Annotated in this window: 12 protein-coding genes and 3 pseudogenes; 6 read left to right on the top strand and 9 right to left on the bottom strand. The window is 64.4% G+C overall.

From position 1 onward, the window contains the following. Window positions 1-171: 171 nt before the first annotated feature. The 4 genes and pseudogenes from IVB32_RS33575 to IVB32_RS33560 form a co-directional block, all read right to left on the bottom strand. Window positions 172-1,797 (bottom strand): annotated as a pseudogene (locus IVB32_RS33575) (FAD-binding protein). Window positions 1,798-1,856: 59 nt separating this feature from the next. Further along, window positions 1,857-2,875 (bottom strand): annotated as a pseudogene (locus tag IVB32_RS33570) (trypsin-like peptidase domain-containing protein). A gap of 91 nt (window positions 2,876-2,966) precedes the next feature. Beyond that, window positions 2,967-3,416, bottom strand: a complete 450-nt coding sequence (locus tag IVB32_RS33565) for a hypothetical protein (protein ID WP_018457169.1) — start codon at window positions 3,414-3,416, stop codon at window positions 2,967-2,969. 7 nt (window positions 3,417-3,423) lie between these two features. Next, window positions 3,424-5,022, bottom strand: coding sequence for a GMC family oxidoreductase (locus tag IVB32_RS33560; protein WP_247367093.1), 1,599 nt, complete (start codon window positions 5,020-5,022; stop codon window positions 3,424-3,426). A 196-nt stretch (window positions 5,023-5,218) separates the two neighbouring features. Between IVB32_RS33560 and IVB32_RS33555 the strand changes: the two genes are divergently transcribed. Continuing rightward, window positions 5,219-6,007 carry a thermonuclease family protein gene (locus IVB32_RS33555; protein ID WP_247367094.1) on the top strand — a complete coding sequence of 263 codons (789 nt, stop codon included), beginning with the start codon at window positions 5,219-5,221 and terminating at the stop codon, window positions 6,005-6,007. 219 nt (window positions 6,008-6,226) lie between these two features. On the opposite strand, the gene cyoD is transcribed toward IVB32_RS33555, so the two are convergent. From cyoD to IVB32_RS33535, 4 genes are read right to left on the bottom strand one after another with little or no spacing between them, the layout of a single operon-like run. After that, complete coding sequence (gene cyoD, locus IVB32_RS33550) at window positions 6,227-6,616, bottom strand: cytochrome o ubiquinol oxidase subunit IV (RefSeq protein ID WP_247367096.1); 390 nt, start codon at window positions 6,614-6,616, stop codon at window positions 6,227-6,229. Further along, a complete protein-coding gene (locus IVB32_RS33545; RefSeq protein ID WP_018457173.1) occupies window positions 6,613-7,254 on the bottom strand; it encodes a cytochrome (ubi)quinol oxidase subunit III in 642 nt (213 codons plus the stop codon). The genes cyoD and IVB32_RS33545 overlap by 4 nt, the downstream gene beginning before the upstream one ends. Then, on the bottom strand, window positions 7,254-9,254 hold the full coding sequence (gene cyoB / locus IVB32_RS33540) for a cytochrome o ubiquinol oxidase subunit I (protein WP_247367242.1): 2,001 nt from the start codon (window positions 9,252-9,254) through the stop codon (window positions 7,254-7,256). Before cyoB ends, IVB32_RS33545 begins: the two co-directional genes overlap by 1 nt. Beyond that, on the bottom strand, window positions 9,244-10,077 hold the full coding sequence (locus tag IVB32_RS33535) for a ubiquinol oxidase polypeptide II (protein WP_018457175.1): 834 nt from the start codon (window positions 10,075-10,077) through the stop codon (window positions 9,244-9,246). Before IVB32_RS33535 ends, cyoB begins: the two co-directional genes overlap by 11 nt. Window positions 10,078-10,309: 232 nt before the next feature. On the opposite strand from IVB32_RS33535, the gene IVB32_RS33530 reads away from it, so the two are divergent. From IVB32_RS33530 to IVB32_RS33515, 4 genes and pseudogenes are all read left to right on the top strand, one after another. Further along, entirely contained in the window at window positions 10,310-10,531 is a 222-nt protein-coding gene (locus IVB32_RS33530; protein ID WP_247412806.1) for a hypothetical protein, read from the top strand. A 25-nt stretch (window positions 10,532-10,556) separates the two neighbouring features. Then, window positions 10,557-11,123, top strand: a pseudogene (locus IVB32_RS33525) (SDR family oxidoreductase); the annotation flags it as partial. Window positions 11,124-11,137: 14 nt separating this feature from the next. Next, complete coding sequence (locus IVB32_RS33520; RefSeq protein WP_247367099.1) at window positions 11,138-11,692, top strand: carboxymuconolactone decarboxylase family protein; 555 nt, start codon at window positions 11,138-11,140, stop codon at window positions 11,690-11,692. 1 nt (window position 11,693) lies between these two features. Next, on the top strand, window positions 11,694-12,494 hold the full coding sequence (locus IVB32_RS33515; RefSeq protein WP_085352069.1) for an SDR family NAD(P)-dependent oxidoreductase: 801 nt from the start codon (window positions 11,694-11,696) through the stop codon (window positions 12,492-12,494). A 168-nt stretch (window positions 12,495-12,662) separates the two neighbouring features. Here the strand turns inward: IVB32_RS33515 and IVB32_RS33510 are convergent, their stop codons facing one another. Then, the gene (locus tag IVB32_RS33510) at window positions 12,663-14,003 is read right to left on the bottom strand and encodes a sorbosone dehydrogenase family protein (RefSeq protein WP_247367100.1); all 1,341 of its coding nucleotides are present in this window, start codon (window positions 14,001-14,003) and stop codon (window positions 12,663-12,665) included. Between the two features lie 234 nt (window positions 14,004-14,237). Between IVB32_RS33510 and IVB32_RS33505 the strand changes: the two genes are divergently transcribed. Then, window positions 14,238-14,617 (top strand): urate hydroxylase PuuD (locus tag IVB32_RS33505; RefSeq protein WP_247412805.1); only part of this gene is annotated, 380 nt, incomplete at its 3' end.

Raw genomic sequence — 14,617 nt, 5'->3', positions numbered from 1 at the left:
CCGCAAAGGCGGGCGATCCAGTACTCCGAGGCGGTTGTGATTAGTCCGATGGGCTGCGGCGTACTGGATGCCCCGCCTGCCGCCTACGCTAAAGCTTCGGCGCGCCCAGACTTCGACCTCGGCGAAGCCTTGGCGTAGCCGGGTCGCGGGGCATGACAGCGGTGGAAATGGCTAGACCAACGCTGTGGCCGCACTCGCCCCGGCCACACTCCCCTCCGCCAGATGCCTTCCTGCGATGTACCCGAACGTCAGTGCCGGTCCCAACGCGATCCCCGGCCCGGGACAATTGCCGTTCATGATCGAGCCCATGTCGTTGCCGCAGGCGTAGAGGCCCGCAACCGGCGTGCCGTCCTCGCGCAATACCGCGCCTGGGCATCCACCTTCATGCCGATCGCCGTGCCGAGATCGGCCGGATAAATCCGCATCGCAAAGAACGGCGCGTAGAGGATGGGCGCGACGCAAGGGTTCGGCTTGTGGCTGATATCACCAAGGTGTCGCTGAGAGATGGTGCTGCCGCGACCGAACTCGGGATCGCGACCGTCCTTCGCATCGGAATTGTAGTTTGCGATCGTCGCCGCGAGTATCGACGGCTTGATGCCGATCTTCGCTGCGACCTGCGCGATATCAGCGGCCTCGACCAACTCGCCGCTCGCCACATAGCGTCTGATATTGCGGGTGAACGGCTTGATGCGGCCTAGGCCGTAACTCCACAGGAACGGACGGTCGCAGATCAGAGAACGGCCGGTCCGATTCGCCGTCACCGTCACGCAGCATCGCGAGCACGAACTCGTGGTAGGACAGCGCCTCGTTGGCGAAGCGCCGGCCGGCCGCATTGACCGCGATCACGCCGGGCTTGGCGCGGTCGGTCGCTGTATGCGGGAAAACACCACGGCTTCCATCGGCACGCCGGAACAGCGAGGCCGGCACCCAATAGGCCGGGCTCGTCGCATCCGTATTGAGCGCTGCGCCGGTTACAGTCGCGAGGCGGAGCCCGTCACCCGTGGCGGACGGGTGGGTCGCCGAGATGAATCCGGCAGCGGGTGGGAAGAAGCGCTTGCGCAAGGTTGCGTCGTGCGAAAAGCCGCCGGTCGCCAGCACCACACCAAAGAGGATCTCGACCTGCCGGGCCAGCAGCGAGGCATACAGCCGCGCGGCGAGCGCGTTGCCGAGATGCAGCGTTGTGCCGCGCGGGCTGCGCAGGCGCTGCCACGCATACTCCGAGACCAGCCGCGCCGCGCGAACAGCCGAGCGCAGCGATTTTCCGACCCGCCGCAGATGCGGGATGTCGAGGCGGTTGATCATCATCCCGCCGAACAACGTGAACTCCGGCAGCGGCGCGCGCAGCCGCGCGAAATGCGCGCCCAGCCGCGTGCCGTCGAAGACGACCGGCTCGAGCACGCGCCCACCCGGCGTCGCGCCCAGCCGCTCCGGATAATAGTCCGGACAGGCTTTCACCGGCTGGAGGCGAACTTGCGTGTTGGCTTCGAGATAGGCGACCGCCTCCGGTCCGCGCGCGAGGAAAGCGGCGCGGAGACCGGCATTGGCGGGCTCGGGCACTGTGCTCGACAAATATTGCACGGCGTCCGTGATGCTATCGGAGAGCCCCGCCTCTTTCATTTTGGCATTGGCGGGGATCCAGACCATGCCATCAGACCATGCGGTGGTGCCGCCGACGAAAGCGGTCTTCTCGATCACCAGCACGCGCAGGCCTTCGGCGGCGGCGACGGCCGCGGCCGTCATGCCACCCGCGCCGGCGCCGACGACAATGACGTCGTAGGTCTCATGCGCCGGCATCATGCGGCGGGGTTCCCGAAGCGAGGCATGACACCGTCATACCTCGCTTCGGCGCCCACACGCTAGCGCGCCGGCTTGCGCTCGACCGGGTCGATGTCGAACGCCCGCAGGCGGCCGAGCCGGAGCACGTCCATCGCCAGCCGCCGGCCGATCCGGTCGCGATCGAGCACACGGATCAGATCGTCGACGCCGTTGATCTCGACGCCGTCGAGGCCGATCACGACATCGCCTGACAACAGGCCCGCCTTCGCGGCCGGCCCGTCCGGCTCGATCTGAGCCAGCAGCGCGCCCATCTTGTTCTCGACCCCCGCCAGCACCGCGTGCCGCCGCGGGATCGGCGCGGTCTGGCCGGCCACGCCGATATAGGCGCGGCGGACATAGCCGTGGCGGATGATCTCCGACAGCACGAATTGCGCGGTGTTGCTGGCGACCGCAAAGCAGATGCCTTGCGCGCCGTTAATGATGGCGGTGTTGATGCCGATCACCTCGGCATTCGACGATACCAGCGGGCCACCGGAATTGCCGGGGTTGAGCGCAGCGTCGGTCTGGATCACGTCCTCGATGGTGCGCCACTGACCGAGCGGATCGAACGCCCGAGCGCCGAGACCACGCCGGCGGTGACGGTCGATTCAAAGCCGAGCGGATTGCCGATCGCGATCACGAGCTGGCCCCGCCGCAAGGTCTTGGAGTTGCCGAGCGCCGCATAGGGCAAGTTCCTCACGCCATTGGCGCGAAGCAGCGCAAGATCAGTGTCGGGATCGACGCCGAGCACCCGGGCGTCGCCGACATGGCCCTCGACGTCGCGCAGCCGGATCTCCTTCGACGAGCCGACCACGTGGCTATTGGTGAGCACGAGCCCGTCCGGCGAGATCACGATGCCCGAGCCGAGCCCGCCGCGCTCGCGGCCGTTCGGCACTTTTGGTCCGGTCTCGACGCGCACGACGGCGGGACCAACGCGGTCGGTCACGTCGATCACGGCATTGGAATAGGCGTCCAGCAGGGCCCGGTCGTTGCCCGGGACAGCCGCTGTCGCTCGCGATGACGATCCGTCATCGGCGATATCTGAGGTAAAATCCAACATGGCAAGAGTCCTTGGGGCTCACACAGATGGTGGCCTGCTCCGTGAGGCGCAAGGGACCCGTCCAAGGCGCAAGGCTGGACTGCCCAGGTGGCTAGGGCGCCCGTCGCAGCGTGCCGGCCCTTGCCTTGACCGGGTCGAGCAGCGACCAGTCGCCATCCGGCAGCACATGGCCCTTGGGAAAAGGTGCGCGCGGCTCGATCCCGAGCGAGCCCAGCACACGGTCGTCGCGGTAGTAGCATTGCAGCACCACACGGACGAGCGTCGCGGCAGCCGGGCCGCCATGCCTGCGAAACTCCTGCGCCACCGCATCGCGCCTGGCAGCATCGAGCTCGGCCAACGGTTGGCCAGCAAGCCGCGCCAGATGGTCGAGCGCCGCCACCACCAGTTTGCTGTCCCGTCCCAACGTCGCCAGCATGTCAGCCTGGATCGCGGGATCGTCGGCGCCGGGCACCTTGTACTCTTCGCTGGCGGGAACGATCATCGCGGCGATGGCTCGGAGGTCGTCGCGCTGGGCGCGTGTCAGTTGGTTGTCTGCGGACATGATGGCCTCAGTCGAAGAGATTGGCGAGGCGCTGCTTCATCTGGTCGGCGATGTAGAGCGCGAGGGCCTGGATGGTGGACGTTGGGTTCACGCCTCCTGAGGTGACGAAGATGCTGCCGTCAACGATGAAGAGGTTCTTCACATCGTGCGAGCGGCCCCATTCGTTGACGACGGAGCGTTCGGGGTCGGTGCCCATGCGTGCCGAGCCGAGCAGGTGCCAGCCGCCCCACGGGATCGGCGAGTTGACGCAGATGTCGCTCGCCCCCGCGGTTTCGAGAATCTCCCGCCCGCGCGCCAGCGCATGCTCCATCATCTTCCGGCTGTTCTCGCTGATCGTGTAGTCGATCTTCGGCGCGGGAATGCCGTGGCTGTCCTTCAAGACCGGATCGAGCGTGACCTGGTTATGCTCCTCCGGCAGGTCCTCGCAGATCGCGGAAAACCCGATCCGGTGGCCGTTGAGCTTGCGGAAGACGCGGTGATGATCGGCGCCCCACGGCAGAATGCCCTTCTGCTCGCTGACGACAGCCTCGAACACCGGCCCCGCGCCGCGCACGAACTGAACGCCATAGCCGCGCACGAAGCCGCGCGACAGGTCCGTGTCATACCATTCCTTGCTCCACAGGCAGGTCGGCGGCGCGCGGTTGCTATCGGTCGGCTCCTTCACATAGCCGTAGATCTGCGCATAGGGATGGAACATCAGGTTCTTGCCGACGAGGCCGGACGAATTGGCAAGCCCGTTCGGAAAGCGGTTCGATGCCGAATTCAGCAGCAGCCGCGGCGTGCCGACTCCGTTGCAGGCGACGATAACGACATGCGCCGGCTGAAACTGCTCGACGCCGTCCTTGTCGTAATAGACCACGCCGGTGGCCATGCCGCTCTCGTCGGTGGTAATCTCGCGCACACGGCAGTGAGTCCGCAGCTCGACGCCGGCGCGGACCGCGTGCGGCCAATAGGTGATGTCGGTCGAGGATTTGGCGCCTTGCGCGCAGGCCGGCGTGCAATGGCCGAGATTGATGCAGCGCGCGCGGCCCTCGTAGTCCATGGTCGCGACCGTCGTATCCGACGGCCACCAGTGCCAGCCAAGCTTGTTCATGGTCTTGCCGATGATCGCACCCGACAATCCCATCGGCTGTGGCGGCATCGGCGGATGCGTCAGCGGCGAGAGCGGGTCGCCCGACAGGCCGGACGTGCCCATCATCCGGTCGTTCTCTTCGAAGAACGGGGTCAGCGCCTCGTATTCGATCGGCCAGTCTTCGGCGACGCCGTCGAACGTCCTCACCTTGAAATCGGAGGGATGCAACCGCGGCCAGTGCGCGGTGTACATCACCGTCGAGCCACCGACCGCATTGTAGTTGACGACCTTGATCGGCGAATTGTCGTCGTTGATCGGATAGTCCTCGGGCCGGCCGCGGACGTTGGGGCTTGACGACCACTCGCCGTAGAACTTGGCCTCCCAGTCCCGGCCCGTGCTGGGATATTCCGCCGGGTTCATCCAGCCGCCCTGCTCCAGGCAGAGAATATGCATTTTGGTCTCGGCCAGCGACCACGCCACCGCCGCGCCTGAAGCGCCGGCGCCGATGATCAGGACGTCCACGGGGTCATTCATCGCAAATTTTTCCTCCCTTCGCCGCTTCCCGGGCGATTCGGCCTCCGCTCCGCGAGGCCGGCGAACGATAGGATCAGAGCTGCGGCCGAGTAAAGCCGCGGGGCCGGAATGTCGCACTTCGCGGGGCGCAGACCATTGGTATCGCCACATCCGGATGCTAGGAACAAGGCGCACGAGCCATCGATAGCGAGACCTTATGTCCTTCCGAAAATCCTTTGCCAGCGCCCGCGCTTTTGCGTTCGTTTGCTTTCTCGCCCTGTCCGGATTTCTGGGCACCACCGGCCCCGGCTCCGCGTTGACGGCCACCGCGACGGTCCGCGACGGCAACGCCATTCAGCTCGGCGACGTCACCTACCGCCTCGACGGCATCGACGCACCCGAGCTGGATCAGGTCTGCATCGACGATCACGCCGATCCCTCGACCTGCGGCATCGAGGCCCGCGACCAGCTCGCCAAGCTGATTGGCAAGCGATCGGTGCGTTGCGACGATGTCGGACCGGAAAAGAGTTTTGGCAAGCGGCACCGCGCGATCTGCACGGCCGAGGGCGACAAGACCAGCTTGAACGAGCAGCTCGTCAAGCTCGGCTATGCCATTGCTCGCGAGCCGGCCAAGGCGAACGTCAAGTCGGCCGCCGCCGACGCGAAATCAACCTCGGCCGGAATTTGGAAGGGCTGCTTTGTTGCACCGCAAGAATTCCGCACCGGCAAGAAGGACGGCGCGCTCCTGGGCGCCGCCTGCCGCGCCGACCGCGACAAGGAGATTCGCGCGGTGTTGTTTCCCGAGGATCTGACGATGCCGCCGAGCTGTGGCATCAAGGGCAAGCTTGCGGTGCGCGCGCGCGTGACCGGCAATATCGGCATCTACCATTTACGAGGCTGTCCGAGCTACCCAGCGACCACCAAGCCGGACCGTTGGTTCTGCTCTGAGGACGACGCCCAGGCTGCGGGCTTCCGCAAGGCCTACAATTGCCGGCGGCCAAAATAGCGAAGCTCATCACGCAGCCGTGAGCGGCAGCCGGAGACAGTATTCATCCGGAATTGAACTCTATCGGGAGTTGCTGCATTTGTAAGCGTACGCGAGCGCTTTGCGCGAGCGTTTCCTTGGCGGCAATCCGGCTCCGGCCCGATTGCTTTGCTCGGGCGTTTCCTCCCTAGACTTGGGCCGCTTGTCACAACAAGCGGCTCTTCCTTTTTGCACAACGCGCTAGTGGCGCATTGGCATGATCTGATCCATGGCCGGCATGTTCGCATTCAGATGCGCCATGATCCAGACGGTGCCACCGACCACCAGGAACACCACCAGCAGCCCGAAAGCGAGCGCCAGCACGTTGTTGGTATTATCGGGGCCGGTGGTGATGTGCAGGAAGAACACGAGGTGCACGCCCATCTGCGCGATCGCCAGCACGATCAGCGCGACGGGAATCGAAGGCTGCCAGACCAGATCCGTGCCGGCGATGAAGAATGACGTCGCCGTCAGCAGCAACGCGAGAACAAGACCGACCACGTAGCCGAGGATGCGCGTCCCGACACTGTGTTGCTCCTCATCGCCCGGCGCAAGATCATGGCCGGCCGGCATATGCGTCTGATCGCTCATACGCCACTCCCAAGCAAATAGACGACGGAGAATACCCCGACCCAGACGATGTCGAGCGCGTGCCAGAACAGCGCAAAGCACATCATCCGGCGCAAGACATCGGCACGAAAACCCTTTGCGAAGACCTGGGCCATCATGGTGAGGAGCCACAATATGCCGGCGGAGACGTGGAGGCCATGGCAGCCGACGAGGGAGAAGAACGAGGTCAGGAAAGCGCTGCGCGATGGGCCATAGCCGCGGGCAACGAGATCAGCGAATTCGCGAAACTCAATGACCAGAAAGATGAGGCCGAGCAAACACGTCACGGCCATCCCGAGATAGAACCACAGCCGGTTGCGCACATCGGCCGCGATGCTCGCCATGCCACACGTGAAGCTTGACAGCAGCAGGCAGACCGTCTCGATCGCGACGTTTCGCGGCTCGAATATCTCCGAACCCTTCGGGCCGCCGGCGGTCTGGTCGGCCAGCACCGCGTAGGCCGCAAAGAAGCAGGAGAACATCACGATGTCGGAGAGCAGGAAGATCCAGAAGCCATAGGCGGTCACGATGCGCTTCGGCGCCGGCCCGGGATGCTCGATAACGAGGCCGATGTGATGGGGATCGGCGTGCGCACGGCCGGCGGTCGCGGTCATTGACATCAGACTGTCCCCGCCATGCTGACGAGGCTGCGCCGCTCCTCGAGGTTGACGCGGTCTACCGCCGCGACCTCCTCGGCCGGAATGACGTATTCGTCATGGTCGCGCCAGGCGAACACGACGAATGTCGCGAACGCTCCGATACCGCCCAAAATCACCATCCACCAGATGTGCCAGATCAGCGCAAAGCCCATGACGGTGGCGAAGAACGCGCAGACGAACCCGGTCGGCGAGTTCCTGGGCATCTCGATGTCATGATACTCGGGCGCATCATGATCGAGCGATTGCTGCTTGGCATGAGCCTTCATGTCCCAATAGGCATCCTCGCCGCGCACATCGGGATTGAAAGCGAAGTTGAAAACGGGTGGCGGCGACGACGTCGCCCATTCCAGCGAGCGGCCGTCCCAGGGATCGCCAGTGCGGTCGCGCAGGGCCTCGCGGTTGCGGATGCTGACCACGAGCTGCACGATCTGGCAGATCACGCCGATCGTCAGCACGGCCATGCCGACCGCTGCAACCAGCATCCATGGCCGCCACGCCGCGACGTCATAGTGCTGCATGCGCCGCGTCATGCCCAGCATGCCGGCGACGTAGAGCGGGATGAAGGTGACGTAGAAGCCGAGGAAAGTGAACCAGAATGCGAGCTTGCCCCAGCGGTCGTTGAGGCGAAAGCCGAACGCCTTCGGGAACCAGTACTCGAAGCCGGCGAAGGCGCCGAACAGCACGCCGCCGATGATGACGTTGTGGAAGTGCGCGACCAGAAACATGCTGTTGTGGAGAATGAAATCGGCCGGCGGCACCGCGACCAGCACGCCCGTCAATCCGCCGATGATGAAGGTGACCATGAAGCCTATCGACCACAGCATCGGCGTCTCGAAGCGGATGCGTCCGCCATACATCGTGAACAGCCAGTTGTAGATCTTCACTCCCGTCGGTATCGCGATGATCATGCTGGCAATGCCGAAGATAGCGTTGACGTCGGGACCCGCTCCCATCGTGAAGAAGTGATGCAGCCAGACCATGAAGGAGATGACGCAGATCGCCATGGTCGCCAGCACCATCGAGCGATAGCCAAACAGCGCCTTGCCGGAGAAGGTCGAGACCACCTCGGAGAAGATGCCGAAGGCCGGCAGAACTAGGATGTAGACCTCGGGATGCCCCCAGGCCCAGATCAGGTTCATGAACATCATGACATTGCCGCCGGCCTCATTGGTAAAGAAGTGGAAGCCGAGATAGCGGTCGAGCAGCAGCATCGCGAGGGTGGCGGTCAAAATCGGGAAAGCCGCGACGATCAGGAGGTTCGAGGCCAGTGTGGTCCAGCAGAACATCGGCATGCGCAGATAGTTCATGCCTTTGGTGCGCAGCTTCAGCACCGTCGTCACGAGATTGATGCCGGCCACCAACGTGCCGACGCCGGAGATCTGCAGCGACCATGCGTAATAATCGACGCCGACGCCCGGCGAGTAGGACAGTTCCGACAGCGGCGGAAAGGCGAGCCAGCCGGTGCGGGCGAACTCGCCGATCACGAGCGAGAGATTGACCAGCAGCGCACCGGTCGCGGTCAGCCAGAAGCCGACCGAATTGAGCGTCGGGAAAGCGACATCTCGTACGCCAAGCTGGAGCGGCACGATGAGATTCATCAGTCCGATCACGAACGGCATCGCCACGAAAAAGATCATGATGGTGCCGTGCGCGGAGAATATCTGGTTGTAGTGCTCCGGCGGCAGATAGCCTTGCGACTGGTAGGCGACCGCCTGCTGAATCCGCATCATGATGGCGTCGCTGCCGCCGCGCAGCAGCATCACCGAGGCCAGCAGGATGTACATCACGCCGATCCGCTTGTGGTCGACGCTGGTGATCCACTCGTGCCAGAGATAGGGCAGATGCCCCTTCACCACGACCCAGGCCAGCACGCCGAGAATCCCGACCAACACCACGGCGCCTGCGATCAGCGGTATCGGCTGATCGAACGGAATGGCCGACCAATCGAGCTTACCGAGCATCATGGCCTCCACTGTGCGACCGGCCTGCTTCGGATGCGAGCTCCGGCCCCGGTCCCGGCGGAATGTGCTGGGTCGCGATCAGGTCGAACAGTCGGGGATCGTCGAGCCTGTAGCTTGGCCTGCCCTTTTCGACGCCCTGCTGCATCAGCTTCTTGTAGCTGTCCTCATTGAGGACAGCATCGCTCTTCGCCGTGGTCGCGACCCAGTCCGGAAAGGCGAGCGGCGAGACCACGTTGACGTCGAACATCATGTCCGGAAATCCGTCGCCGGAAAAATGCGCCGACAGTCCCTGCAGCTTGCCTTCGTTGTCGGCGCGTAGGTTCAGCTTCGTCACCATGCCGTTCATGGTGTAGATCATGCTGCCGAGCTGCGGGATGAAGAAGGTGTTCATCACGCTCGAGGACGTCAGCTGGAAATTCAGCTCGGCGCCTGCCGGCACCGTCAGCGTATTGACGGTGGCGATGCGCTGGTCCGGATAGATGAAGAGCCATTTCCAATCGAGCGAGACGGCCTGGATGCGAACCGGGCTGCCGGTGCCGGGCACGGGTGCCGCGGGATCGAGCTGGTGCGAGCCGATCCAGGCGACGCCGCCGAGCAGGATCACGGTGAGCGCGGGGATCGCCCACACCACCATCTCCACCCGCCCGGAATAGACGAAGTCGGGCTGAAACTTTGCTTTGGGATTCGAGGCGCGAAACCAGAACGCAAAGGCCAAAATCGCGAAAATGGTCGGCACCACGATCGCGAGCATGATGAAGACGGAATCGACCAGGATGGTGCTGTTGGCCGCAGCCACAGGCCCTTGTGGATCGAGCAGATTCATCGGCAAGCCACTGGCGTTTGGGAAGCCCCGGGACAGAGCCTAGCGCGGGAAAGGCTCCGCAACAAACGCGATTGCGTGAGGTCGGTTCCTAACGGCGCGGGTCGATCGTTCGCCCTTCTCGCGCGGCGGCATGCAATTCCATGCGATGTCAATGACATGAAAGCGGGAGCCGGCCCTTCTCGCCGCTCCGCGCGATTGCTAGACTGCACGAAAATATTTGGGATGAAACGACATGCAGGGGCCCGAGGACGATCCCGGTCTCGCCGGCAAGGTGGCGCTGGTCAGCGGCGGGGGCGCTGCGGGCGACGGCATAGGCAACGGCCGCGCCGCCGCAATTCTACTGGCTCGCGCCGGCGCCAAAGTGCTGGTGGCCGATCGCGATCTCAAGCTCGCCGAACGCACCGTGGACATGATCGCAGGCCGAAGGCGGCACGGCCGCGGCGCATGGCGGTGACGTCACCAGGGAGAGCGATTGCAAGACACTGGTCGAAGCCGCGCTCGACCGCTGGGGCCGGCTCGATTTCCTCGACAACAATGTCGGCATCGGGAGCCGCGGCAGCGTGGTCGACGAAGCGCCCGAGCAATATCGCCGCGTCATGCAGGTCAATGTCGAGAGCATGTTCCTGCTCTCCAAGCACGCGATCCCTGCGATGATCCGGACCGCGCAGGGCGGTGCGATCGTCAACATCTCCTCGATCTCGGCGCTGCGGCCACGCGGGCTCACGAGCTATACGACCTCGAAGGCCGCCATCATCGGTCTCACCCGCGCGATGGCGGTCGATCACGGCCGCGAGAACATCCGCGTCAACTGCATCTGTCCCGGGCCGATGTACACGCCGATGGTCTATGCCCGCGGCATGAGTGAGCAGGCTCGCGTCCAGCGGGAAAAGGCATCCTTGCTGAAAACGGAAGGCACCGGCTGGGACGTCGGCCATGCCGTCAAATTCCTGCTCAGCAATTTTGCGCGCTACATCACCGGCCAGGTGCTGGTGGTCGACGGCGGCGTGACGCTACAAGCCCCCGAACGTGAATCACAAGAACACTGAAAGGAACATCAGGGATGGCTCGCCTGCCCTATCTCGAGGCCGACCAGGTCGCGCCCGAATATCGCGACATGCTCAAGCGCAACACCAATCTGCACAAGCTGCTGATCAATTCGCCGGATATGGCGCGCGCCTTCAACGGCATCGGCGGCTACATCCGCTTCAAGAGCAAGCTCGATCCGCGCCTGCGGGAGCTTGCGATCCTCCAGGTCGGCTGGATGGAGAAGTCGGAATACGAGTTCACTCATCACGTGAAGATCGGCAGGGAGTTCGGCGTCACCGATGATGACATCGCCGGCCTGATGGCTGAGACCGAGAGCAAGCCCTCGACGCTCGAGCCACAGGCCAAGGCGATGCTGAAAGGTGCCCGCGAGATGGTACGCGAACTCGCGATCTCGGACGGGACCTTTGCAGAGATCAAGCAGCACCTCTCGGACGAACATATGGTCGACCTCGTGCTGACCATCGCCTTCTATTGCGGCGTGGTGCGCGTGCTCGCCACCATGAAGATCGACAACGAGCCATATTACAAAGAGGTACTCCAGCAGTACCCGATTCCGGGAGTGAACTAACATGCGCTTGAAGGACAAGGTTGCGGTCGTTGTGGGCGCCGGGCAGAGCCCGGGCGAAGGCATGGGCAACGGCCGCGCCACGGCGCTGACCTTCGCGCGCGAGGGCGCCAAGGTGTTGTGCGTCGATCATCATCTGGAATCAGCGCAGGAAACCGCCGCCATGATCGCCGCGCAGCATGGCACGGCAGCGGCGTTCAGGGCCGACGTCACAAAGTCTGCCGACATCAAGGCAATGGTCGCGGAGGCACAGGCGCGCTGGGGCCGGATCGACGTGCTGCACAACAATGTGGGCGTCAGCCTGTCCGGCGGCGACGCCGAGCTGCTGCAAATCACCGAGGAGGCGTTCGACCGCGTCGTCGCGATCAATCTGAAGAGCTGCATTCTGGCGGCGAAAGAGGTGATCCCGATCATGCGCGCGCAAGGAAGCGGCGTGATCATCAACATCTCCTCGATGGCGGCGATCACCACCTACCCTTACGTCGCCTACAAGGCGACGAAATCGGCGATGATCGCCTTCACCGAACAGCTCGCCTACCAGAATGCGGAATACGGCATCCGCGCCAACGTCATCCTGCCGGGCCTGATGAACACGCCGATGGCCGTCGACACCCGGGCCCGCGAATGGCACAAGACCCGCGCCGAAGTCGAAGCCGAGCGCGACAGCAAGGTGCCGCTGCGCAAGAAGATGGGCACGGGGTGGGACGTCGCGAATGCCGCGCTGTTCCTGGCCTCGGACGAGGCGAATTTCATCACCGGTGTGACGTTGCCGGTGGATGGCGGAGCGAGTGTGAGACGGGGGTAGACATCCTAAGCACGCTGCTCTTCCTTCTCCCCTTGCGGGAGAAGGTGGCGCGAGGCGCCGGATGAGGGGTTTCTCTCCGCACACGCAGAGGAGTTCGCCGATAGAACCTCACTCGTCCCGCCGCTGCGCGGCGAGCCACCCTCTCCCGCAAGGGGCGAGGGTACACCTTCATCGCGGCACGCTTGTCACCCGCCAGATCGTCCCGTTGCCGTCCTCCGACACCAGCAGCGCCCCGTCCTTTGCCACGGCCACACCGACCGGCCGCCCCCACACCTCGGTATCGCTCACCACAAACCCCGTGACGAAATCCTCGTACTCGCCGGTCGGCTTGCCGTCCTTCATCCGGATGCGGATCACCTTGTAGCCGGTGCGCTTCGACCGGTTCCAGGAGCCGTGCTCGGCCGCGAAAGCATCGCCCTGATACTCTGACGGAAACTGCGTCCCCTGATAGAAGGCCATGCCGAGCGAGGCCGAGTGCGGCTGCACCAGCACATCGGGCACCGTCACCTTGCCCTTGAGGTCCGGCCGCGCTCCGGCGTGACGCGGGTCTTCGTTGCCGCCGATATAGAACCACGGCCAGCCGTAGAACGCGCCTTCCTTCACGCTGGTGACGTAGTCAGGCACGAGATCGTCGCCGAGCCCGTCGCGTTCGTTGGTCGAGCACCAGGGCAGCCCGGTCTGCGGCTGGATCGCAAGTCCGACGCAGTTGCGGATGCCGCTGGCGTAGATCTTCCGCTCCTTGCCTTCGGGGGTGAAGGCGAGCACGGTGGCGCGTTCGGTCTCGCTGGCCCAGGCCGCACCGAGCGGTTGCGCTTTCGACCAGGCTTCCACGCCACCCGGCGGCGTGCCCATGCCCTCGGCGACGTTGCTGAGCGAGCCGACCGACACCAGCATGCGCTTGTTGTCGGGCGTAAAGATGATGTCGCGGGTGGAATGACCGCCGTCGTGGGGCAGGCTTGCCACGATCGTCTCCGCCTTGCCGCGCGCCTTGAGATCGCCGGCCTGGTAGGGAAAGCGGACGACGCTGTCGGTGTTGGCCACATAGACCCACTGCGGATTGTCGCCGTTTGGGAAGAAGGCGATGCCGAACGGCTGCCGCAGTCCGGCAGCGAACACCTCGTTGGTCGCGGCCTTGCCGCCTTCGCCGGCGCGCAACACGCGGACGTTGCCCGCGCGCGTCTCGGCGACGTAGACATCGCCGTTCGGCGCCACGCGCACGATGCGCGGGGCGCGCAGGCCCTCGGCGAACAGCTCGATCTTGAAGCCGGCCGGTACCTGAAGCGCCCCCTCCGACGGGCGCGGCACCACGCGCGACGAACTCGCAACCGACCGCGTGGCGCCGGGCCTGACCAGATCCTGCGGCCGGATCAACCTGACCGTGCCGGGCTTGTCGGCCTGCCAATCGCCGTAGGCGTCCTTGCCTTGCAGCACCGCCTCAGCCTGTGCGCAGGTCGCGACCGCGGCCAGCCATCCCGCGGACATCGCCGCGAATGAAATCCTGTTCTTCAAATCGTTTCCTCCCGGCCTTCACGTATTGCGCATCAACGCCGATCGACGCGCAAACGTTCTGCGACAGGTCAAATGCCTGCCGAATCCCACGTCAGCTCATGCCCGCACGATGTGCATCAGCCGCAGCCCATCGTACTGGAAAATGCGGCTGATCGGTGCGACACATTGTAAGGGCGGCACCGCCGGTAGCGGTCATGAAGCTGCGGCATTGGAGTCGCATCCGTTGGGGTGATCATGTGGGGATCCATCATATCGGAATGGGCGAGCCTGCTGCTCCGCTGGCTGCACGTGGTCGCCGCGATTGCCTGGATCGGCAGTTCCTTCTATTTCATCGCCCTCGACCTCAGCCTCAGGCCTGACAGCAAGCTGCCGGAGGGCGTCCAGGGCGAGGCCTGGCAGGTCCATGGCGGCGGCTTCTACCGGATCATGAAATATCTGGTCGCGCCCGCGCAGATGCCGGACGAGCTGACCTGGTTCAAATGGGAGGCCTACACCACCTGGCTGTCCGGCTTCGCGCTGATGGTGGTGGTGTATTATCTCGAGGCCGATTTGTTCCTGGTCGACAAGTCGATCCTCGACCTCACGCCATTCGAGGCCGGCCTGTTCAGCCTCTC

Source organism: Bradyrhizobium sp. 23 (assembly GCF_023073295.1).
In the GTDB taxonomy this organism is placed as follows: domain Bacteria; phylum Pseudomonadota; class Alphaproteobacteria; order Rhizobiales; family Xanthobacteraceae; genus Bradyrhizobium; species Bradyrhizobium canariense_D.
Note: the sequence above shows the minus strand (reverse complement) of the source record. Positions and strands in the feature narration are given on the sequence as shown.